Origin of the sequence: Enterocloster sp. OA13 (genome assembly GCF_022440595.1) — a bacterium.
Lineage (GTDB): Bacteria > Bacillota > Clostridia > Lachnospirales > Lachnospiraceae > Enterocloster > Enterocloster hominis.
Window position 1 is genome coordinate 5,250,075 of record NZ_JAKNTF010000001.1, and the last position, 23,022, is coordinate 5,273,096.

The 23,022-nt window shown below is 50.9% G+C and carries 19 protein-coding genes; 7 read left to right on the forward strand and 12 right to left on the reverse strand.

Translation table 11 applies throughout. The features are described 5' to 3' along the window. Nucleotides 1-17: 17 nt before the first annotated feature. The 5 genes from MCJ35_RS23220 to MCJ35_RS23240 all read right to left on the reverse strand — a co-directional run bounded on the left by MCJ35_RS23220 (nucleotide 18) and on the right by MCJ35_RS23240 (nucleotide 5,097). Nucleotides 18-1,274 (reverse strand): hypothetical protein, encoded by a 1,257-nt coding sequence (locus MCJ35_RS23220; protein ID WP_025485044.1) that lies wholly within the window; start codon nucleotides 1,272-1,274, stop codon nucleotides 18-20. A 6-nt stretch (nucleotides 1,275-1,280) separates the two neighbouring features. Then, nucleotides 1,281-1,964, reverse strand: a complete 684-nt coding sequence (locus tag MCJ35_RS23225) for a type II secretion system F family protein (protein WP_034577375.1) — start codon at nucleotides 1,962-1,964, stop codon at nucleotides 1,281-1,283. Nucleotides 1,965-2,115: 151 nt separating this feature from the next. Continuing rightward, complete coding sequence (locus MCJ35_RS23230) at nucleotides 2,116-3,360, reverse strand: TadA family conjugal transfer-associated ATPase (RefSeq protein ID WP_051400642.1); 1,245 nt, start codon at nucleotides 3,358-3,360, stop codon at nucleotides 2,116-2,118. A gap of 45 nt (nucleotides 3,361-3,405) precedes the next feature. After that, entirely contained in the window at nucleotides 3,406-4,410 is a 1,005-nt protein-coding gene (locus tag MCJ35_RS23235; RefSeq protein ID WP_025485041.1) for a P-loop NTPase family protein, read from the reverse strand. Nucleotides 4,411-4,449: 39 nt separating this feature from the next. Next, nucleotides 4,450-5,097 carry an A24 family peptidase gene (locus MCJ35_RS23240; RefSeq protein WP_025485040.1) on the reverse strand — a complete coding sequence of 216 codons (648 nt, stop codon included), beginning with the start codon at nucleotides 5,095-5,097 and terminating at the stop codon, nucleotides 4,450-4,452. Between the two features lie 288 nt (nucleotides 5,098-5,385). Between MCJ35_RS23240 and MCJ35_RS23245 the strand changes: the two genes are divergently transcribed. From MCJ35_RS23245 to MCJ35_RS23265, 5 genes are all read left to right on the forward strand, one after another. Further along, nucleotides 5,386-5,739, forward strand: coding sequence for an ArsR/SmtB family transcription factor (locus tag MCJ35_RS23245; RefSeq protein ID WP_008720746.1), 354 nt, complete (start codon nucleotides 5,386-5,388; stop codon nucleotides 5,737-5,739). Nucleotides 5,740-5,809: 70 nt separating this feature from the next. After that, a complete protein-coding gene (locus MCJ35_RS23250) occupies nucleotides 5,810-6,064 on the forward strand; it encodes a YaaL family protein (protein ID WP_025485038.1) in 255 nt (84 codons plus the stop codon). 75 nt (nucleotides 6,065-6,139) lie between these two features. After that, a complete protein-coding gene (locus MCJ35_RS23255; RefSeq protein ID WP_025485037.1) occupies nucleotides 6,140-7,489 on the forward strand; it encodes an alpha-amylase family glycosyl hydrolase in 1,350 nt (449 codons plus the stop codon). A gap of 1 nt (nucleotide 7,490) precedes the next feature. Next, nucleotides 7,491-9,470, forward strand: coding sequence for a 1,4-alpha-glucan branching protein GlgB (gene glgB, locus MCJ35_RS23260; protein ID WP_025485035.1), 1,980 nt, complete (start codon nucleotides 7,491-7,493; stop codon nucleotides 9,468-9,470). Nucleotides 9,471-9,628: 158 nt separating this feature from the next. Continuing rightward, entirely contained in the window at nucleotides 9,629-10,378 is a 750-nt protein-coding gene (locus MCJ35_RS23265) for a phosphotransferase family protein (protein ID WP_008720753.1), read from the forward strand. A gap of 143 nt (nucleotides 10,379-10,521) precedes the next feature. Here MCJ35_RS23265 and MCJ35_RS23270 read toward each other — a convergent pair whose 3' ends face one another. From MCJ35_RS23270 to MCJ35_RS23280, 3 genes are all read right to left on the reverse strand, one after another. Continuing rightward, nucleotides 10,522-13,149 carry a sensor histidine kinase gene (locus MCJ35_RS23270; RefSeq protein ID WP_025485034.1) on the reverse strand — a complete coding sequence of 876 codons (2,628 nt, stop codon included), beginning with the start codon at nucleotides 13,147-13,149 and terminating at the stop codon, nucleotides 10,522-10,524. Nucleotides 13,150-13,157: 8 nt separating this feature from the next. Continuing rightward, the gene (locus tag MCJ35_RS23275; protein ID WP_025485033.1) at nucleotides 13,158-13,853 is read right to left on the reverse strand and encodes a response regulator transcription factor; all 696 of its coding nucleotides are present in this window, start codon (nucleotides 13,851-13,853) and stop codon (nucleotides 13,158-13,160) included. Nucleotides 13,854-13,968: 115 nt separating this feature from the next. Then, a complete protein-coding gene (locus MCJ35_RS23280) occupies nucleotides 13,969-15,585 on the reverse strand; it encodes a C40 family peptidase (protein WP_025485032.1) in 1,617 nt (538 codons plus the stop codon). A 229-nt stretch (nucleotides 15,586-15,814) separates the two neighbouring features. Here MCJ35_RS23280 and MCJ35_RS23285 point away from each other — a divergent pair, with 229 nt between their 5' ends. After that, nucleotides 15,815-16,639: an SDR family NAD(P)-dependent oxidoreductase gene (locus MCJ35_RS23285; protein WP_240299665.1), complete on the forward strand. Its 825-nt coding sequence runs from the start codon at nucleotides 15,815-15,817 to the stop codon at nucleotides 16,637-16,639. 467 nt (nucleotides 16,640-17,106) lie between these two features. Beyond that, nucleotides 17,107-17,976: a 3-isopropylmalate dehydrogenase gene (locus MCJ35_RS23290; RefSeq protein ID WP_240299666.1), complete on the forward strand. Its 870-nt coding sequence runs from the start codon at nucleotides 17,107-17,109 to the stop codon at nucleotides 17,974-17,976. Between the two features lie 149 nt (nucleotides 17,977-18,125). Here the strand turns inward: MCJ35_RS23290 and MCJ35_RS23295 are convergent, their stop codons facing one another. The 4 genes from MCJ35_RS23295 to MCJ35_RS23310 all read right to left on the reverse strand — a co-directional run bounded on the left by MCJ35_RS23295 (nucleotide 18,126) and on the right by MCJ35_RS23310 (nucleotide 22,966). Further along, entirely contained in the window at nucleotides 18,126-18,794 is a 669-nt protein-coding gene (locus MCJ35_RS23295; RefSeq protein WP_025485031.1) for a MerR family transcriptional regulator, read from the reverse strand. Nucleotides 18,795-18,983: 189 nt separating this feature from the next. After that, nucleotides 18,984-20,342 (reverse strand): replicative DNA helicase, encoded by a 1,359-nt coding sequence (gene dnaB / locus MCJ35_RS23300; RefSeq protein WP_008720768.1) that lies wholly within the window; start codon nucleotides 20,340-20,342, stop codon nucleotides 18,984-18,986. A gap of 85 nt (nucleotides 20,343-20,427) precedes the next feature. Continuing rightward, nucleotides 20,428-20,874 carry a 50S ribosomal protein L9 gene (gene rplI, locus MCJ35_RS23305; RefSeq protein ID WP_008720770.1) on the reverse strand — a complete coding sequence of 149 codons (447 nt, stop codon included), beginning with the start codon at nucleotides 20,872-20,874 and terminating at the stop codon, nucleotides 20,428-20,430. 43 nt (nucleotides 20,875-20,917) lie between these two features. After that, entirely contained in the window at nucleotides 20,918-22,966 is a 2,049-nt protein-coding gene (locus MCJ35_RS23310; protein WP_008720772.1) for a DHH family phosphoesterase, read from the reverse strand. Nucleotides 22,967-23,022: the final 56 nt, after the last annotated feature.

The following is a 23,022-nucleotide window of genomic DNA, read 5'->3' on the forward strand; positions in this document are numbered from 1 at the left end:
GTACTCACCTCTCTTTCCTATCCAAACTCCATCAGCGCCGGAACAGCAATCACAACCATGACAACGGACAGCATCATGAACAATGGCAGCAGCAGCTTCGTTCCCGCTTCCTCCCCCAGCCTTCTGGCCTGATGCTTGCGCTGTTCAAAGGCCTCTGCCATCTCAACCTTCAATGTGTCCCTCAGGTTCTTTGACCCGTTCTTGCGGTTCTGTTCCAAAAGGCTGCTGAGCTTCATATATTGCTGCAGTCCGCAGCGCCTTCCAAAATCCATGAAAGCCCTTCCCTCCGGTACGCCTCCCCGCATCTGGCAGCTGGTTTCATACATCTCCTGATATGCATACCTGGGCTTTTGTTTTCCGTCATCCACCAGCTTCTGATAATCAAACGCAACCTTATCCCATGCAGTCCTGATGCTCATACCTGCGCCAAGGAAGATGATGAGCCGGGACAGGACTTCCGAATAGTCCAGTAACAGCTGGTGTTTCCTTTTGTTCTCATCTTTCTTAACATCGCTCTGGTCTTTTAAGGTAAGTAAAACAGCAAACACCGCGCCCAGGCCTGCCAGCGGCAGGAAAACCGGGTCGTCCTTCATGTGATAGCGCAGTTCCCTGCCTTGGAATGATTTGGGCAGCTTCATAATCTCCGTAGAGCTCTGCCGTTCATCCTCCATGGACAGCATTTTAAGGAAATAATCCTGCTGTATCTGCTCTTCCGTAAGCAAAGGCGGCTTTACCATAACCGGTATGATAAATTCCTCAGGCCATGTGCCGTCGGTCATCCGTACACTCAGACATACTTCGCGTCCAGATTCTTCTATCTCCCTATTATTTACCTGACCAAAAGAATCCACAAGTTCCGGATCATTGGACTCCCACCTGAGACGTATTCCATATTGGTTCAGGGATGTCACCAGGTTAAGGCTGGTCCTTACCTCAGTTAATGATTCATTATCCCCGAGAATATATCGGGGAAGATCTTCCATGACAGCCTCATATGCCTTATGGGCCTCCTCCTTTGTGTAAATCCGCTCCGACAGCTTGATATCTAAGGAAACCGTCTCCTCCTCAAGACCTTCTACATTAATCTGGTAAAAAGCCTCACCCTGCCCATATCCATTTCTCTTCAGCACATAATCCTGCCCAAATCCCTGTCCTGCTCCGGACTGGACCTGGGCCACGGCTCCCAGGATTACGCCGATTGCCACACATCCAATCTGTTTTTTCCATTTCAGTTTCTTCCACTGCGCGCTCCACCATCCCTGCTTACATCCCATTTCCTGCTACACCTCAATCTCAAGTATCTTTTTGGAAAGCATCCAGGCGCCAAGATACACTGCCAGGCATATGGTCATGACAGCCCTGCCCATCATTGTTTCATACATCACCCGGAAGAATCCCGGCGATGTCAGGTCTATGTACAGTACAATCAGGAATGGGATGCCATTCATGATTTTCTGCTCAAACACCCGGGCCGCTGTCATGGTATGGATTTCCTCCTGTACCTGCACCTTATCACGTATGATTCCGGCTGTATAATTGATAATCCCAACCAGTTCGCCGCCGCTTCTTCTGGCCGCTGCAAATACCTGGGCAAAATGGTCCACATCCTCAAGACCGCTTCTGGCCCCAAATTCCATCAAAAGCAGCTCCACTGGCCGGTTCATCCTGACGCCGTTGGTCAGGGTGGCGAATTCTTCTGTAATCATCCCCTGTTTTCCATAGATTCCCTCCAGTTCCCCCGTGCACATGGCAAGTCCATTCTCCAGCGAATATCCTGCCCCAAGATAGGAGGCCAGCACAAGGATTCCCTCTTTGAACTGCAGCCCCAGCTGCCGGATCCGTTCCTGTCTTAAATCCCTTTTCTTATACAGGGGATAAAGCATTCCAACCGGCATCATAAGCAGGAAGGCTATCAAACTCCTGTAAAACGTGTAAGCTACAACGGCGCAGGCGCTGATTCCCATGCATCCATATAGTATCCACTCCCTAGTTGAAAGCCGGTAAACACGGTAATCCCTTGTGTCAGGCGGTCCAGGGCCGGCTTTTTGGGCTGGTCCCGATGTCCTGCCCGTTTTCATCTCCCTTCTCCGCTTTCCCCTAACAGCCATACTTCCTCTATTCCCGCCCCTGGCAATATCCTGCAGTTCCAAGCTTTTCCCTGTTCTTAAGCCGCCTCTTTGCTTCCAGCCTCCCTGTTTTCCTGTCATATTCATATAAGGATTCCATCTCCACTTCTCCATCCGTACATCCCCCAATCTCTGCAATACTAAGTACTTTCCTGCTCCCGTCCCTGAGGCGTCCCAGATGCACCATGATATCAAGGGCAGATGCAATCTGGCTTCTGATTGCGGGCAGCGGAAGATCTGCTGCCATCAGCACCATGGTTTCCAGCCGGCTGAGCATATCCCGGGCACTGTTCCCATGGCCCGTGGAGAGGGAACCGTCATGCCCGGTATTCATGGCCTGCAGCATGTCCAGGGTCTCCCGTCCCCTGACTTCCCCTACAATTATCCGATCGGGATTCATCCGGAGGGACGCCCGTATCAGTTGGCTCATGGTTATCTCGCCTTCCCCTTCCGTATTGGCGTTCCTTGTCTCCAGGCGTACCAGATTGGGCACCTGGGTAATCTGCAGTTCCGCGGAATCTTCAATGGTGATGACACGCTCATGGGGCGGTATCCAGGAGGACAGGGCATTCAGGAATGTGGTCTTGCCTGAATTGGTGCCCCCGCTTATAAAAATATTGTATCCGGCTCCCACCAGTTCCTTCAGGAAGCCAGCCGCCTCCCCGGTTACGGCCCCGAAACGGATCAGCTTCTCCATGGTAATTGGCTCAGGGAATTTGCGGATGGTTACCACCGGCCCGTTCAGGGACACCGGCGGAAGCACGATATGTACCCTGGAACCATCCTCCAGCCTTGCATCTACAATGGGCGAGGATACATTGACCACCCGGTTGACCCGGCCCACAATCTGCTGGATGATGTCTTCCAGCTGCTCCGGTTTCTCAAACCGCCTTTCCCATACTTCTGTTTTTCCATTGCGTTCTATGAATATTTTCCCGGCACCGTTGACCATGATCTCCGACACGGTTTTGTCATCCACCAGTTCCTGCAGGATATCCAGCCTGCGGAAGCTGTCAAACAGGCTTCCTCTCAGCCATATCCTCTCCTTCAAAGGAAGATAGATTCCCTGCCCCATATCACGGATAGCAGTGTCAATCCGCTCCAGCAGCTGCTCATCGTCCATGTTACGGCTTTCTGTCAGTTCCTCCATAATCCGGCGGCGCAGCCTGGAACGGATTCCTTCCCTGTTTCCTTCATTTTCCTGCTGGATCCTAATTCTTTTCTCCTGCAGCATCCTGTCCTCATGTTCCTTTTTCATCTTAACTCCCCATACCCGCTGTCAATGTTCCGGTCCTCTGCCCTTTAACAGCTGCCTGACATAATCCCCCATTTCCCCAAACAGGAGCTGTTCCAGGTACCCCTCGCGCCTTCCGATCCTGCCGGGGGACGGAAGCTTCAGCCTCTGTATCTTGTCCCGCACAGAACCGTCATCCGCCTCCTCCAGATATTCATCAAATTCCTCCAGCTTGGCCGCGGACACCATATCCTCCCTTACCGGCATATAAACCACATCGCAGACCGAAAGTACCGGAAGGGCGCCCCGGCCCATCTGTCCCACATCCACAACCACCTTGTCATAACCGCTTTCCCTGGAAATCCTGTCAATCAGCATGGCCATCTCATCCGGGGATACCTGGCTCAGGTCCTCCGCATACCTGACAGGCGGGATATAATCCATGTTGCCCCAGTTATATACCATGGATTTAAGCCGCATCCAGTTATAAGCGCCCTGTTTATACAGGTACAGGACATCCGACAGATCCATCTCATAATCACTGCTTACCAGTCTTGAGAACCCGGAATACTCTTCCAGGTTCATATACAGCACGGATTCATCCCGGGCCAGCTGCTGGCTCAGAGTCAATGCCAGGGAGGACTTAAAGCACCGGTTCACAGGCGAGTATATACCCATGACTACCGCCCTGGTCCCAAGCAGGGCCAGTCCCGGTTCCACTGGCTGGCTGCAGTAGCGGGCCATCACCTCACGCATGACACAGTCTCCCGACTGATACTTGTAAATGGACGGCAGCTCCTCCTTTTGTTCCACCAGTTCCCCCTGGCAGAGCACCATCACCTGTTTTGCCTTTACATCCCGGACCTGCTCCCTGGCCTCCTCATCCACAAGAAGTATTTCAACCGTATGTTCCTCACTGTACTGCAAAAGCTTTTCCAGATTGGAAAATGCCATTGCGGTGAAAGGTATCTTCTCCTTTTGATTGACATAATCGGCAAAGCGTTCCCCATATGAGGAATCAATCCCATATACCGCTAAAACCCTCATCATGAAACCCTCTGTCACCTCCTTTAATATTTCCACATCCAGCTATCCTCTCCATAAGACCGTTAACAGCGTCCCCGCATACAGACAGGCCCCAAAGGGAATGACACACCCATAACCGTCCCGCTGGGGACAGTAATACTTTTCTGCTTTCCTGGTTTGAACCGTGCGCCTGATATAGGCTGATAAATACGAAAATCTTTGACAGATACTGCCCTGATGCAGCATCCTTCCAAGAGCCAGAACAGCTCCCAGAACCAATCCGGCCATAACAGCCGTCACACTGTCCCTGATTCCCAGGGACGCGGCAATAAGTCCTGCCATCTTAATGTCCCCTGCCCCGGTCATACCCAGGACAAAAAACGGGAATCCCAATGCCCACACAAGGGCCATCCTGGCTGCGAATCCAACTGCAGCCGTCAGGATACATACCAGCCCTGCTCCCAGTCCGGCTCCAGGCCCCAATCCGGCTCCAAGTTCTAATCCAGCCTCAAGTCCCATCCCGGCACCGAGTCCCACCCCGGCTCCAAGTCCCACCCCAGCTCCAAGTCCCATCCCATACACCTGCTCCAGACAAATACATAAAAGCTCCGCAACAGCCCCGCACCCCACATACCGGTTGGGTATCCGGTGTGTCCTCACATCTGCGGCAGCGCATAATGCAAGTACGGTAAGCAATATAAATTCAGACAATTACAGAATCCTTCCTCCTTCCCATCGTTCTATCCTGTTCCCCGATTTACAACCTTATGAGTTACGTTCCTTCACTTGGAGATTCCTGCCTGATTCAGGCAATTTACAATGTCTTACTGTTTAGAATTATAAAAAAGAATATCTTGAATGTTTTTCCATTATGAAGGATTTGGGCATAAATGTCAAGGGTGAATTTTATCTATTTCCTCTCTTATTTCCTTGACCTCCTCCTATATAAATGGTAAAATGATATTGGTTCAAATTTTTAAACCAAAGGAGGAATGGCAGATGACAACTGCCCAGGAACTTAAGGAACGGTTTCATCAATGTATGCCTCTTTTCATCGCCCTGGGCGATGAGATGCGTCTGTCCATCATTGAAGTACTGACAGCGGAAGCCATGGACCGCGGGCGGCAGGCCGGGCCAATCATATTCGAAGACCATGCCCTCAATGTCAATGAGATCACAAAGCGCACCAGCCTTTCCCGGCCTGCGATTTCACATCATCTGAAGATTTTGAAGGAAGCCGGCATCGTGGACATCCGCCAGGAAGGCACTGCCAATTATTATTACCTGACCCTCAGGGAATCCAACCGCAAGCTGATGGAACTTGGGTACCGGCTGGAAGAATTTATATATTAAATTCCAGTATATGCATAAGACCGCATTTTCCAGATATACTATTTCTATCAATATCTGGGAGATGAAAAGCATGTTTGATTTTTTTAAAGCGGTCAGGGAGACAGCTGCTTCAAGGACAGGCGCTGCCGCTGCAAGAAGGATACGTCCTGAACTTATCCATCTGAAATTCGAAATCGACCGCACCAAGTGCGCCATCGATGCTGCCAGGAACCATTTTGAGCAGGCGGTTGATCCCACCCTCATTGACTGCTATATCTATGAGCTGAACGCCGCGCAGCTGCGCTACCAGTTCCTGCTTCGGAAATTCAAAAGCCAGGAGGATTAACCCCCTCCCGGCATCAACACATATAAAACATCATAAGCATTAAAAATAAAACGAAAAGATTGCGAGGACAACAACATGAGCACCTGGTATGAGCGGGGAGTTTTCTATCACATGTATCCCCTGGGGATGACGGGAGCCCCTAAACACAATGACGCCACAGAAGTAACCAACCGTTTTGAAGAATTATCCCAGTGGATTCCCCATATCCGCTCCCTTGGATGCAACGCCGTATACATAGGGCCTCTGTTTGAATCCACCAGCCACGGCTATGATACCAGGGATTACAAGCTGGTCGACAGACGCCTGGGGGATAATGGGGCATTTAAGGATTTTGTGGAGCAGTGCCATGACAGCGGTATCCGCGTGGTGGTAGACGGGGTATTCAACCACACGGGACGGGAGTTTTTTGCATTTAAGGATATCCAGGAGAAGAAGTGGGATTCCCCTTACAGGGACTGGTACAAAGGGGTTAACTTTGACTGGCAGAGCCCATGCGGGGATCCGTTCGGATATGATGCATGGCAGGGACATTTTGAACTTCCCTGTCTCAACCTTTTTAATCCGGCGGTCCGGGCCTATCTGTTTGATGTAATCCGGTTCTGGGTTGACGAATTTGATATTGACGGTATCCGGCTGGACTGCGCCAATGTGCTGGACTTTAATTTCATGAAGGAGATGCGTCAGGAAACCGCACAGATGAAGGAAGACTTCTGGCTTATGGGCGAGGTGATCCACGGCGATTACAGCCGGTGGGTCAACCCGGAAATGCTTCACTCCGTGACCAACTACGAGCTGCACAAGAGCCTCTACTCCGGCTTTAATGACCACAATTTCTTTGAAATTGCCCACAATGTAAGACGGTTGGAAGCAATCGGAAGGCAGCTTTATACCTTTGTTGACAATCATGACGAGGACAGGATTGCCAGCAAACTGAAGCTGAAGGAGCACCTGATTCCCATTTATCTCTGCCTTTTTACCCTGCCCGGTATCCCATCCATCTATTACGGCGGGGAATGGGGCGTGGAGGGAAAGAGGACCAATACCAGCGACGAGGCGCTCCGCCCAGCCATTGCCATCAGCCAGTCAGATGGACTCAAGTGTGAGCTTACGGAATTCATCTCCGCCATTGGCCGCATCCACGATGAGAATGAGGCGCTTCATGGCGGCCGCTACCAGGAACTGCTACTGACCAACCGCCAGTATGCATTCGCACGGCATGGGGAGGACTCGGTCATCATCACCGCGGTAAACAATGATGACAATGAGGTGGAGATTGATGTACCTGTACCAGTCCCGGCCAGGGAGGCGGTGAGCCTGCTGGAGGATGGATCCGGCGAAGCCGTCCTGCCTGTGTCCGACGGAAAGGTCCATATAAAATTAAGGGGCAACCGGGGCGCTGTCCTAAAACTAAAGGGGGAGAACTGATATGGCTGTAAACAAACGCAATTCGGGTACAAAAGCCAGGGCAAATGCGAAATCCACGCCCACAACAGATGCCGGGACCAAAAAGAAAAAGGCCCGGACCACGGGATATATCTCCGACCTGGACTGTTATCTGTTCGGAGCCGGGACACACTATGATATTTATCAGAAACTGGGCGCCCATCCCAGGACATACAAGGGAAAGGACGGCATCTATTTTGCGGTCTGGGCCCCCCACGCCCGGGAAGTGCACCTGGTGGGGGATTTTAACGGCTGGAATCCTGAGGCCAATCCCATGGTTAAGATACCGGATTCCGGCATATGGGAGTATTTCAATGCAGGCATGAAGGTGGGCGAGCTTTATAAATTCGCCATCACCACCGAATCCGGCAAGATACTCTACAAAGCCGACCCATTTGCATTCAGCGCCGAATACCGGCCGGGTACTGCTTCCGTGACCACGGATATTGAGGGTTTTAACTGGACGGACAGCGACTGGGTCACCAAGCGTACCGCCCAGGATGTGCAGAAGCTTCCCATGAGCATTTACGAGGTACACCTTGGTTCGTGGCGCAAGAAAAACAGGGAAGAAAAGGACGGGTTCTATACATACTCCGAGGCGGCCCATGAACTGGCGGCCTATGTGAAGGAGATGGGTTATACCCATGTTGAATTGATGGGCATCGCAGAACATCCATTTGACGGTTCCTGGGGTTATCAGGTAACCGGATATTTTGCACCCACCTCCAGGTACGGCTCGCCAAAGGACTTCATGTATTTTGTGAATTATCTCCACCGCGCCGGAATCGGCGTCATCCTGGACTGGGTTCCGGCCCATTTCCCCAAGGACGCCCATGGACTGGCTGATTTTGACGGACAGCCCCTGTTCGAATACGCTGACCCCCGCAAGGGCGAACACCCGGACTGGGGCACCAAGGTGTTTGACTACGGCAAAAATGAAGTAAAGGATTTCCTGATCAGCAACGCCCTTTACTGGGTGGAGCAGTACCATGTGGACGGCCTGCGGGTGGATGCCGTTGCATCCATGCTCTACCTGGACTATGGACGCCAGGAAGGCCAGTGGGTTCCCAATAAGGACGGAGGCAACCAGAACCTGGAGGCCATTGAATTCTTTAAGCATTTAAATACCGTGGTGCAGGGGCGCAACCACGGCGCGCTGGTCATTGCCGAGGAATCCACCGCATGGCCCAAGGTCACAACCCATCCGGAACAGGACGGTCTTGGCTTCACATTTAAGTGGAACATGGGATGGATGCACGATTTCCTGGAATACATGAAGCTGGACCCCTATTTCCGCAAATACAACCATCACCGCATGACCTTCGGCCTTACTTATTTTACCAGTGAAAACTATATCCTGGTCCTGTCCCATGATGAAGTAGTACATTTAAAATGCTCCATGATCAACAAGATGCCGGGCCTTGGGGAGGACAAGTTCGCCAACCTCAAAGCCGGATACACCTTCATGATGGGGCATCCGGGCAAGAAGCTGCTGTTCATGGGCCAGGATTTCGGACAACTGCATGAATGGGATGAAAAGGTTTCACTGGACTGGTATCTGGCGGACCAGGATGACCACAAGGACCTGCAGGATTATGTAAAGGACCTGCTGCATTTATACAAAAAGTATCCCGCCCTTTACCGCCAGGACAATGACTGGAACGGATTCCAGTGGATCAATGCCAATGACGCGGACAGGAGTATCTTCAGTTTCCTGCGCCGGGATGAGACAGGCAAAAAGAACCTGCTGTTCATAATCAATTTCACGCCGGTGGAACGCCCGGATTACAGGGTTGGGGTTCCCAAGCGGGGCAAATACACCCTGCTTTTAGACAGCACCCATGGCGCCTATAAGGCCAGCGAAGCGCCTGGTTTTTCATCTGCCAAAGGCGAGTGTGACGGACAGCCCTATTCATTTTCCTATCCCCTTCCTGCTTACGGTACTGCTATTTTCCGTTTTTAGGAAATTAAAAGAAAAAATGGTGATTGAAAAGGCAAAAGTACGTTAAAAATTTATCAAATTGGGTATGTACTTTTTGTCCTGGTTGTAGTAGAATAAAGGCAGTGCGATGGATACTTCGTCGCAGCACCGTTTATAATGTGTGGAAGGAGAGTATAATTATGGCAAAAGAACTAATTTCCAGTAGTGCAACCAAATCCGTCTACCGCGACGGAAATACTGCCATCAAGGAATTCTGTGAAGGTTTTCCAAAGGCCGAAGTCCTCAATGAAGCACTGTGCAACGCACGTGTCGAGGATATCGAAGCACTTAATGTCCCGAAGGTCCTGGGGGTAGCAGTTGTGGACGGCAAATGGTCCATAATCAGGGAACTGGTGGAAGGCAAGACCCTGCAGCAGCTGATGGATGAGAATCCTGACAAACTTGAGGAGTACATGGAGCAGATGGTAGATTTGCATATCTTAATCCATGCACAGGCATGCCCGCTCCTTAACAAGTTAAAGGAAAAAACCATGCGCGCTTTAAAATCAGAGGTTCAGCTGGACGAGAACCTGCGTTATGAACTGATGACCAGGCTGGACGGGATGCCAAAGCACACCAAGCTGTGCCACGGCGATTTTGATCCAAGCAATATCATTGTAGGTAATGACGGCAAGTGGTATGTAGTTGACTGGGTACATGCTTCCCAGGGCAACGCAAGCGCCGATGTTGCCAGGACCTACCTTCTTCTCTCCTTAAAGGACAAAAAGAAAGCTGAGATGTACATGGATATGTTCTGTGAGAAAACAGGCACGGAAAAACGCTATGTACAGGGATGGCTGCCCATCGTGGCTGCCGCCCAGCTGTACTATAAACGTCCGGAGGAAAAGGAACTGTTGGAGAGTTGGATTAACGTATTTGACTACCAATAAAATCTGCTTACACATTATTTAAGGTTCAAAAAGGCCCTTGGGAAGCAATTCCCAAGGGCTTTTTTGAATGGCATAATAGACAATTGTAATTGTATATTTTTTACATTTTTGTAGTAATTGTCAAATTTTTCGTGAAAATTTTATCATTCTTTTAGATCTGTATGTGAGGTCATTACGTCCTCTTCCACTTCCATTGAAAAACCGGCCTCATCTTCCTTTACAGCATCGGCTTGTGTCCCGGACGGTTCCTCAGCCTTGATTCGGACAGTCTCAGATTTGATAGTCCCAGTTCCGGCAGTCCTAGCTCCGACACCCCCCGTCCAAACAGTCTCCGTTCCAACAGTCCCAGTTCCATCCGGCCCGCTTCCGGCAGCCATGTCCCCTGCATCCTCTGCAACAGCCATCCTCTCTCCGGCAGTCCCGGTTCCATCCGTCCCAGCCTCAGCCACTCCCACGGTCCCACGCTCCAGCTTATGCTCTGCACGCATAATCGGGAAGGACACCATGGCCTTAAACAGATCCCCGTCAATCACAACCTCGAACACACCGTCCTGAAGCTCGGTCAGGCTCTTTGCAATGGAGAGGCCCAAGCCGCTGCCTTCCGTGGTCCTGGCCACATCTCCCCGGACAAAACGCTCGGTCAGCTCATCCGGCTTAATGTTTAACGGATTCTCAGACACATTCTTAATGGTGAAGATGGCCTGGCCTTCCTCCTCCAGCACATCCACGTACACCCGGCTGTGCTCCATGGCATACTTAAAGGCATTGGTATACAGATTCTCCAGAACCCTCCACAGCCGCCGTCCGTCAGCCCGTATCATCAACACTTCATCCGGCACGCTGCACACCAGGTCCAGGCGGCGCATGGTAAACCGCTCTTCAAATTCACCGTTGGTCTGCTGTACCAGTTCCACCAGGTCAATATCCGACATCTCCAGCTTCATGTTGCCGGAACTGGCCTTGGAGGCTTCCACCAGATCCTCGGTCAGGGTCTTAAGGCGCTGGGATTTCTGATCCAGGACCTCCAGGTAAGCCGCTATCTTGGGGTCCTGTATCTTTTCACGCTTCAGCAAATCCACATAATTGATGATGGATGTAAGGGGCGTCTTGATATCATGGGATACATTGGTTATCAAATCCGCCTTCAGACGTTCGCTCTTAACCTGCTGCACAAGGGCTGTGTCCAGTCCGCTGCTGATATTGTTGATATGCTCTCCCATATCCTTTTCCTTGCCGCTGAGGCGGACCGTTTCTATCTTATAATGTGTATTGCCACCGGCAATGCTACTGATTGCAGTGTCCAATACATCCCTCTGCATCGCCTTCTTAAACATCTGATGGAAAATGTACCCGTCCAGCCCGATAAAGAACGCAATCAGGGCATAGAGCAATATCCTGTAACTCAGTGAATCTTCCCTGTATGCAAAGAGGAAAATGATTCCCCAAAGCATGGCGGCATTGGCTGATACAAATAACGTATAGCAGAATACGGCACCGGCCGCAAAGGATATATGGCCCACATAAAGCTTTGCCGCATCAATGGCCTTCTTTGCAAGGCTGCCGCTCCACAGGGTCCTGGCCTTATAACGTCTCAGCATGCTGAACACACAGAGGGTTGAACTCCCGTAAAGGATTACTGCCTTGATTACCTTATTCCAGTAAGGCCACTGGCCTTCGGCCACAAACAGGCTGAACAGGCGGATTCCCACGTATCGCCCCACATACAGGAACAGGGCCGTGGCAACCGCCCACAGAACCAGGCTCAGTTCCGTATGCACCTCGTCAATGGGGAACAGGCGTATATCCTCGCTGCCTTCCGTCATATGCCCTGAACCCAGCATAAGGAATGCCAGGGTTGCAAGACAGCCCATAAGGCCCACAAGCACGCCGCCTATGCCCAGGATGAAATTGCGTCTGGCGCTGCTGTACTCGTGCGCAGCAGTGGAGTATGTGTCCGTTTCAGGATAAGAGGTATCCACTGAAACCACCATGTAATAATTATCATTATTGTTAGGGTTCCAGATTTCCAGCAGTGTGGCCGCATTTTCCGGCACGGATGGTATGTTGCTCTCCATCTTAATGCTGTCGCCAGGAATATAGACGTATTTGCCTGAACCCTTCAAGTCCTCCAGGCCCATGCCATCTGCATTGGTAAATATATTTTCTTTTCCCTGGTCATCCCTGTAAACAATGCGGAACCGGAGATTGGTTTTATTTTCAATATAATTATTACGGATTGTATAATATTCCCCCAGATGATTCACGATGTCAAAGGCCAGATCCTCCATCGTCATCCGTTCCCCGCTTTCATCTGCATCCAGGAAATCCGGGTTATACTTCTGGAAATCAACCGTAATCTCATCATCATCCTCGTCCATGGTAAGGGGCGAGCCCTGAACCGAGAAATTCTCATCCAGATAATAACCTCTGCGCTTCAGATAACGGACAATATAATCCAGGGTATACTCTTCCTGGTAACCAGGTCCGTTCTGCACACCCACAATCACCTTGTTCATATCCAGGGCGCCGTCCGTCTCGAACATGCCTTTATATCCCACATATGTGAATATACGGCCGATATCATTGCTCAGCTGGCTGGTAAACTGGGGGGAATCCTCATACGCTTCCTCAAAAACCCACTTAATGCCCTTGCCATAGTTTGAGTTCAGGTACATGGCGCTGATTCCAAACACGGCTATGAGGACAAAAAACATGTGGGCCAGGGTCAGGGCCTGTTTCTTACGCCTGAACCGTCTTCTTTCTTCTGTCATATGGACACCTACTGTTTCTCAATCTTATAACCCACACCCCACACAACCTTCAGGTACTTCGGCTCCCTTGGGTTAATCTCAATCTTCTCCCGGATATGACGGATGTGGACCGCAACGGTATTATCCGCCCCAATGGCCTCCTCATTCCATATCTGCTCATAAATCTCATCAATGGAGAACACCTTGCCTGCGTTCTTAACCAGCAGCAGGAGGATATTATACTCAATGGGTGTCAGCTTAATGGGGTCCCCATCCACCGTGACCTCTTTATTATCATCATTAATCTGAAGCCCGCCGCACTTAAAGACCTGCCCCTCCGCCTGCTGGTTCATATTGCCCAGCTGGGTATAGCGGCGCAGCTGGGACTTGACCCTGGCCACCAGTTCCAGGGGGTTAAACGGTTTGGTAATATAATCGTCCGCACCGATGTTAAGTCCCAGTATCTTATCCGCATCCTCTGACTTAGCAGAAAGGATGATGATGGGAATACTGCTGTTCTCCCTCACCTTAAGCGTGGTCCGGATACCGTCCAGTCCAGGCATCATCACGTCCACAATCAGCAGATCCACCTGATTGCCTTCCAGGTACTCCAAAGCCTCATAACCATCATACGCCTTGATTACCTGGAACCCCTCTCCTGTCAGATAAATATCTATTGCCTCCACAATCTGCTTATCATCATCACATACCAGTATTGTCTGCATCCTCGCCCTCCTTATTATAATGAACACCTGTAATCAATATTCCATAATGGATATCCCATCACTGGACCCGCTTACCAGAACCTGTTAAAACTTCCCGGGCCGCACATGGCACGCCCTAGAAAATCCTCCATGCGCAGATGAAGTTGTTGGCCCACCACTGGCTCAGGCTTCTGTGTACCACGCGCCCGTTACTGGAGGAAGCATCGATAACGGTTCCGCCTCCTGCCGCGATTCCCACATGGCCTCTTACAACCACGATATCACCGGCCTGGATATCGTTGAAGTTGGTAATCTTTGTATATCTTCCGGCATTTCTCCAGCCTGAGGAGGTAAGATAACTCTGGTTAACCCCCACCTGGTTCAGACACCAATACACAAAGCCGGAACAGTCAAATGAATTCGGTCCCTTTGCGCCCCATACGTATGGGCTTCCCAGCTTGGAGGACGCAACCGATATAAGGGCTGAAGCACCCTGTCCAACCGGCTTGCTCACTGGCGGCGGGGTATTGCCTGCATTGCCGGAGCCGCCTGTGCCGCCTCCGGTTGAACCTCCGTTACTGCCGCCCTGGGCGCCGCCTCCTGTACCGCCTCCGCCTGTGGAGCCGCCCGTATTGGTGGATCCTGCCGCGGGACGCCTTACATTATCACTGGTCAGCTTGGCCATGGTCTGGACGCCTACCAGGCCGTCTGATGTCAGTCCGTTCCTGGACTGGAAGTTCTTGATTGCCCGCTCAGTTGCCTCGCCAAAGTATCCGGTCACATTGCCGGATACAAGGTATCCATGCTTGTTTAACAGCTTCTGGACCTTGATAACAGCATCGCCGCTCTCGCCCAGCATCAGGCCGTTGGCCCTTGCGTCCGGGCTGTTAAGGGCAATCCTTGTGGATGGCCCAAGATAACCGTCCACCACCTGGTCGTTCCTGGCCTGGAACTGCTTTACGGCCACAACCGTATCCTCGCCATAAGCCCCGTCCGGCGTCGTGGTAAGGTATCCCAGGTCCTTAAGGCGCTTCTGGCATTCCAGGACCACATCGCTCTTCTCGCCATAGGCCAGGAAGTTAGGTTTAATCTCATCACTGTACAGCAGGTTGATGGTCCTCTGCCCCACCTTGCCGTCCTGGTCCAGTCCGTTGACCTCCTGAAGCTTCAGTACTGCAGCCTCTGTGGAATCCCCGAAATTACCGGTAACCAGGTCCGCCGAGGCCAGATACCCCAGTTCATATAAACGCTGCTGGATTCTCTGTATATCATCACCCTGGGTCCCCTTGGACACAGCGTAGTACTTGGCATCCTCTGCCATGATTGCATCCCATGTGGCATTACCCACAATCCCGTCCATGGGCAGTTCATTCTGCCTCTGGAAATGCTTAACAGCCATCTGGGTCATCTCGCCAAAATAATCCGTTGGCTCATCATTATCCATAAAGCCTAAATCCATAAGACGCTGCTGCAGCTTCTTAACAATCTCGTGCCTCACCCCAATCCTCAGATACTCGGGCGCCGGCTCCGCATCCGGCAGGTCAACGTCATTAAGCCCCGGCAGGATCTGCCCCTGAAGTCCCAGCTGGGCAATGGTCTCCGGAACCGCCTGTATCTCCGTCACTTCCGATGGGGTGGCATTCCCGTCCGCAGGTCCTGAGGTTTCCTTGGAACACCCTGACAACGCCATGGACAGGGCCAGCATGCCGGCAGTGCCTGTATATGTAATGTATTTTCTATATCGCTTCCTCAAATTCATGTGAAGTACATTTCCTTCCTTACTTCTTCCTGTGTTAAACGCTAAAATCAAATTCATTCTAACACATTTCTTAAGGAATAGCGATATTATTTTTAAGGTCGTAAGAAAATTGAAAGGGGTGCGCCGCGGACTTTTTAACCATTTTAAAAAGTAACATGTTTTCTTCAGAATCGTAAAGACTATATAAAGAAAATGAAAACAGAACAGAAGGAGGAAATATAGTTTGAAACAGATTTATCCAAACCGTTTTAAAGACAAAGTCATGATAATCACCGGGTCTGCCAGGGGAATCGGGACAGCCACGGCCCTGCGGGCTGCCCAGGAAGGAGCAAGGCTGGTTTTAGCCGACCGCCTGGAGAAAGAAGGGGGACAGGTGTTGGACCAGTTAAAAGCCCTTGGCGGGGAGGCCGTCTTCCTCCATCTGGACCTTTCAGCGGAGGAAAATGCAGCCAGGCTTGTCCAGGCCGCTGTCCATACTTACGGCCATCTGGATATCGCCATCAACAATGCCGGGGTCATGGGAAATCCCAGCCCGCTCCATGAACTGTCCCGGGAACAGATGGACTACACCATGACCAATAATTTCTATTCCGTCTTCTACTGCTGCAGGCAGGAGCTTCGTGAATTCATGAAGCAGGGAAACGGCGGCGTAATCGTGAATAACGCTTCCATCGCCGGGCTGACCGGACTTCCGGGCAACCCGGCCTATGTGGCATCCAAACACGCGGTAAACGGCCTGACTAAGAACCTGGCCCTGGACTATGCAAAATACGGTATCCGCATCAACTCCGTGAATCCGGCGGCAACCACCACACCCATGGTGGCAGAAGCCTTCGAATATGTAAAAGCCCGCAGGGACGCCGCCGTCAAAGCCGGTATGGACCCAGCCAAAGCCCAGTCCATGGCAGGCCAGAAACACACTTCCATGCTGGAGCGTGAAGCCACTGCCGAGGAACAGGCCGCATCCATCCTGTTCCTGGCCTCCCCAGACGCATCCCATATGACCGGGGCCACCGTACAGACAGACGGAGGATGGACTTCCTTTTAACGGAGGGATACGCGCCGAGCCATTCATAATCCCACAAAAACCTCTCGCTGGAAGTCAGGGAGAGGTTTTATTCAATTACCCGCTGTCACATTACAGGCCGGAAGAAAATGAAGGTACTAAAATATTTCTTAACAATCCTGTAATCTGTAATCCTTAATCCTGGTCTTCTTTATTCATAAGCTGTCTATTTATTAACCCTTTCTAAAACCGGAGGGGGAGCTATGGACAATTGGCCTATTTGTGTTATACTGGATTCACAGGAATATTAGACCATTCCATATCCTGTGGATTCCTTCCACAGTAAGGTTCACTGCCCCAATGGCAGTCTTATGTGCTTATGCACGATAATGGCCGGTTCGGCCGCAGCTTCACGGAAATCAGAGCATTGACAGAAGGATAGAAGGGAAATTTCAGGAGGGCTATTGAAGTTACGTTTTTTTTAAATTATACTGAAGGGAGTAGCATGGATGGGGAAGAAGGCATTACAGTGGCATCCTGCGTTCCAGGCAGCTCTGCAGGTGGAACTGGCAGAGGACAGGCCGTTCCTCCGCTTTCATGAGGAATACAACCTCAGCAGGAAGCCGCTGCAGATGGATACGCTGATCATCAAGCTGGAGCCGGGACACGTTGTCAGCAAGAGTATCGGAAGGATATTCAGGACCTATAACATCGTGGAATATAAGAGTCCTGAGGACTATATCAGTGTAAATGATTTTTATAAGGTCCTGGGTTATGTATGTATTTATCAGGCTGACACCGGAAAGGTCCTGGAGATACCGCCGGAAGAATTGACCATCACACTGGTTGGGGACCATTATCCAAGACGTCTGGTTCGGCACCTAAAGAAACGGTATGGGGTAAGGATCAGGAATGTCACAAAGGGCATCTATTACATAGAGGACTTTATCTTCCCTGTGCAGCTGCTGGTAACAGAACAGTTGTCAAAAGAAGAATACGCCTGGCTTGGCAGGCTCCGGAAGGGGCTGGATCTCAAGCTGGACATAGAGCCGCTGGCCAGGGAATATAAGGGTAAGAAGAACGACCCGCTCTATCAGGCGGTGATGGACGTCATAGTCAGGGCCAATCAGAAACAATATGAGGAGGGCAGGAGAATGTGCGAGGCATTAAAGGAATTATTTGCAGATGAACTGGCGGAACGGGAAGAGAAGGGGATTGAAAAAGGAATCGAAAAAGGCCTGGAAAAAGGCGTACAGGCCCTGGTAGAGACCTGCAGGGAACTGCATCTGTCACGTGGGCAATGCCTTGAAAAATTAGTTGAAAAATTCCAGTTAACAGAAGACAGCGCAGGAATATATTTAAATACATATTGGAAATAATTCCTTAGGTGAAAAAAATATTATTGGGCAAAAGCAGGGCCGGAACCCGCTAAACACAGATTCCGGCCCTGCTTATATACAATTCGCCTGCACTTATTTTCATCCAGCCTTAATGTCCGGACCTTTATTTACCAATAAATTTACTGTCTTTACTTACCGTCCCGCAGCTTTTTCCCGCTGCGTCCGAATTTACGGCGCTTGAAAAACGGAACCTTGGCAGCCGCTGCCTCAGCCTGTCCGCCTTTTTGGTACGCCCTCAGGGTCTCGTCCAGCTGGCGGAAACGCTCCTCTTCCTTCTGGTCCGATGCCTGCAGGAGGAACTCCAGTTCCTTGCCCATCTTATCATTGACAAGGCTGCTGATATCCTGGCTCAGCTTCTCATTGTTCACTTCCAGGGCACGCCCGATAATCAGGTTCATGATCTGCTGGAACTGCTCCATCTTTTCCTCTATGGCAACCACCGAACCCGTGTCACCCTTGACCGTGCTTAAGGATGTGTTTCCATCCTCTTCCTTGAATTCACGCAGGGCCGCACTCATGTCCCGCTCTAATATTTCATCGGAAAGCTCACCCTGGGCTTTTCCGTCTTTCTTTAGTACCTGGTTCAGCGCATGTTTGATTGCCTTCAGCTGATACCCTTTTTCTTTCAGGTTTTTAACCTGCTTGAACAGGCGGATATGTAAATCCGTATAGTACCGGTGCCCCATCTCGTTACGGGGAATATCAAGTTCCAGCTCTTCTTCCCAGTATCTTAATACATGGGCCTCCACATCGACCTTTTTGGACGCATCCGATATCAGATAATGTACTTCATCCATAGCCATTCTCTCCTTCACATCTTAACAGGCATGTCCTGCCTTACTATTAGTGTATGCGTTGAGAATGGATATTATGACACCCGGCTTAAAAAAATACCTGCGCTTCCTGGGCACGGACAAGAAGCGCGAACTCCGCTGCGCTGCGTTTGCGCAGCGAAAACCCCCGTGCTTCCTGGGCACGGGGGTTCTTTATTCCTGGGGTCCGCCTCCTTGCGGGCGGGCTGCATTGACAAACTTTGTGTACTCCGGTTTCCAGATTAAAGTAACCGTACCAATGGGACCGTTACGCTGTTTGGCTATGATGACCTCAGCCTCATTGGGATGTTCCGTATCTTTATTATAGTAATCGTCACGGTACAGGAACATGACAACGTCCGCATCCTGCTCAATGGCCCCGGACTCACGCAGGTCAGAAAGCATGGGCCGGTGGTCCTGCCTGGTCTCACAGGCACGGGACAGCTGGGACAGGGCAATCACAGGCGCATGGAGCTCCCTGGCCAGGGCCTTTAGGGAACGGGAAATGTCTGAGATTTCCTGCTGACGGTTATCCCCTCCACCTTTCTTGCTTCCGCTCATCAGCTGAAGGTAGTCGATGATTACAATGTTAAGACCGTATTCCAGCTTCATCTTCCGGCACTTGGAGCGCAGCTCTGAGATGGAGATACCGGGCGTATCGTCAATGATCAGCTTGGAATTACCTATAATCCCAATACCCTCAACCACCGCATCCCAGTCGGAATCCGTCAGGGTACCGGTACGCAGCTTCTGGGAATCCACGTTGGATTCCATGGAAAGCATACGGTTTACCAGCTGCTCCTTGGACATCTCCAGACTGAATACCATGCAGGGCAGGCTCTTGCGCACCGCCACATAATCCACCACATTAAGGACAAACGCCGTTTTACCCATGGAGGGACGGGCCGCTATCAGTATGAAGTCCGATGGCTGGAAGCCGGACAGCTTGTAATCCAGGTCAATGAATCCTGAAGGGATACCCGTAACCGTGCCCTGGTTCTTATAAGCATCCTCAATCTTCTCAAGCACATTAATGGCAACCTGCTTAATCGGGACAAAATCCTGGCCCCCACGGTTCTGCAGCAGGTTGAAAACAGACTTCTCCGTATCCGCCAGGATATTCTCCAAGGGTTCTTTTCCCGCATAACAGGTATTGGCAATCTCCTCCGTGGTCTTAATAAGCCTTCGGAGCACTGCCTTTTCCCCCACAATGGTTGCATAAGACCTTACGTTGGCCGATGTAGGCACCATGGTTATGATATCACGCACAAAATCCAGGCTGCTGACCTCGGGCGGCACATCCTTTTCCTTAAGCCGGTCCTGAAGCGTTACCAGGTCAACTGGTTTTCCTTCATTGAACAGCTCTACCATGGCGTCAAACATAATTCCATACTGCTGCTGGTAAAAATCGCTTCCAGTAATGATTTCCGATGCAGCAATGACCGCTTCCCTGTCCATCAGCATGGAACCGATGACAGACTGCTCTGCTTCCAGGCTGTGGGGCAGCACCCGCTTAATCAGGGCTTCTTCCATATTAATCGTCTCCTGTATTCCATTTAGTAAACCCGCTCCTTCCGGGGCGGGTCATACCATCATCCATTACATACTCCATGCATTCCTATGCTTCCACTACCTTCACGGCCAGTCTGGCTGTCACATCCTTGTGAAGCTTAATGGGAACCTCAAAGCTTCCAATGGATTTGATGGGGTCGTTCAGCACGATTTTCTTCTTGTCAATTTCCAGTCCCAGCTGGTCTGTGATGGCCTTGCTGATTTCCTTGTTGGATACAGAGCCGAATGCCCTGCCGCCTTCCCCTGCCTTGATAGAAAGGGTCACCTTGGATTCGTCCAGCTTTGCCGCCAGTTCCTTGGCTGCCGCAAGTACTTCTGCTGCAAGCCTGGCATCATTGGCCTTTTTAAGCTTTAAGTCATTTAAATTCTTAGAAGTAGCTTCCACGCCAAGCTTCTTGGGCAGGATGAAATTCCTCGCATAGCCGTCATTTACCGTTACAATCTGTCCCTTTTTTCCTAATGCTTTCACATCTTCCAGTAATACAATTTCCATGTCACATACTTCCTTTCTGTTTCTGTCTATATCATGTCCTTAGTCAGGACACCTCGCCTTCCTCCAGCATCTGGCAGATGACTTCCTTCAAACGTTCCTTGGCCTCTTCAATGGATACGCCTTCCATCTGTGCCCCGGCAATGGTGCGGTGTCCGCCGCCGCCCAGCTTCTCCATCATCACCTGTACATTGACCTCGTCAATGGAGCGGGCGCTGAAGTAAATGGTCCCATTATAATCCGTAAGTACCACCGAAGCCTTGATGCCGCGTATCTCCAACAGTTCATTAGCAGCCTGGGCGCCTATGATGGTAGGGCTGTCAAGCCCATCGGCCGGGCATTCACTGATTGCAAATGCATCCATATATACCTCTGCCTTACGCACAGCCTCTGCCTTGGCCTGATAATCCTTCATGTTTTCCCTGAAAAGCTTACGCACCCTGGTGATGTCGGCCCCGCTGCGCCTTAAGAAGGCAGCGGCCTCAAATGTCCTCACACCTGTCTGGTTGGTGAAATTCTGGGTGTCAATCACGATACCGGCATACATGGCGTCTGCTTCCGCAGTTTTTACCTTGATTCCGTCCGCAATATACTGCAATACCTCCGCCACCATCTCGCAGGTTGAAGATGCGTATGGCTCCACATAAGAAAGCACCGCATTATCAATAATCTCACTGCTGGTCCTGTGATGGTCAAGGACCACGATGGTCTTCACCATGCGCAGCAGGGACGGCTCATCGGTTATGCTTGGACGGTTCACGTCAACAATCACCAGCATGGTGCCCTGATCCACCAGTTCGGCCGCCTTGGGGCCGGTCAGAAGCATATCCTCCGGATATTCCGGGTTCCCTACAAAACGGTCCAGCATGGGGCGCACCGAGGATGTCACCTCGTTGACCACGATATTCGCCTTTTTATTCATGGATACGGCAATCCGGTAGATACCCACTGCCGCGCCAAAGGAATCAATATCCGCCAGCCTGTGTCCCATGATTAAAAGCCTGTCCTTGTTCTCCATCAGTTCCCTGAGGGCATGGGCCTTCACCCTGGCCTTGACCCTGGTGGTCTTCTCTATCTGCTGCGCCTTGCCGCCGTAATACTGTATCTTGCCGGAATCCTTCACAACAGCCTGGTCGCCTCCGCGTCCCAGCGCCATGTCGATGGAGGTCCTGGCATACTCATAGTTCTGGTTATAGCTGTCACCGTTCATGCCGATGCCGATACTCAGGGTAACCGCCATGTCGTTGCCTATGTTCACTGTCTTTACATCCTCCAGGATGGAAAAACGCTCTTCCTGGATTTTGGCCATGTACTGCTGCTTGATGACAAAGAAGTACTTATCCTTCTCCAGCTTCTTCACAATACCGTTCATGCCTGAAATATACTTGCTGATCTTCCTGTCAATCAGGGCGGTCAGCAGGGAGCGCCGTACCTCCTCCACGCTTTCCAGCGCCTCATCGTAGTTGTCCAGGTAAATAAGCCCGGCCACCAGCTTCTGGTCATTAATCTGCTGCATGTACAAAAGGGTCTGGGTCTCGTCAACCAGGTAAATGGCTGTCACGAATGTCCCCTGTCCCTCCAGGCCGTTATCCGCCACCGCAACATCCAGCTTATCCACAACCACCTGCTTTAAATCAATGCGGTACTTCCTGTCGCCGAACGCGCTGTGGATACTTACGATCTCGCCGCCCGTGGCCAGCATTTCCCTTGTAATCTCAGGGAACATGGCCGTGATATTCTTATATGAATTCCTGTCTTCCTCAAGGATTGCCGCAAACTCCCGGTTCATCCACAAAAGATGTCCGCTGCCGTCCGCTACCGCGTAGGGCATGAGCATCTCTTCCATCAGGTTCTGCCTGCTCTGGTCATAGGCGGATGAAAATGCAATGAGTCCTGCAAGTATGCCTCTTCTTCTTGAAAAGTAAAGCCAAAGGGCAATCCCTATATAGACAATGGTAAATACCGATACTATAATGCCGGCCTTTATGGATACCGCTCCAACAGCGGCAGTCAGTATAACCAAAAGGACCGACAAAAAGAGCGGCCACTGCAGGTAGACCTTAAACGTCCCCCGCGTCCTTCCTTTATCTTTCATAGTCTGCCTCCAATCGTATCCATAATCGGAATACGCCTATCTTAGCTAGTATACCA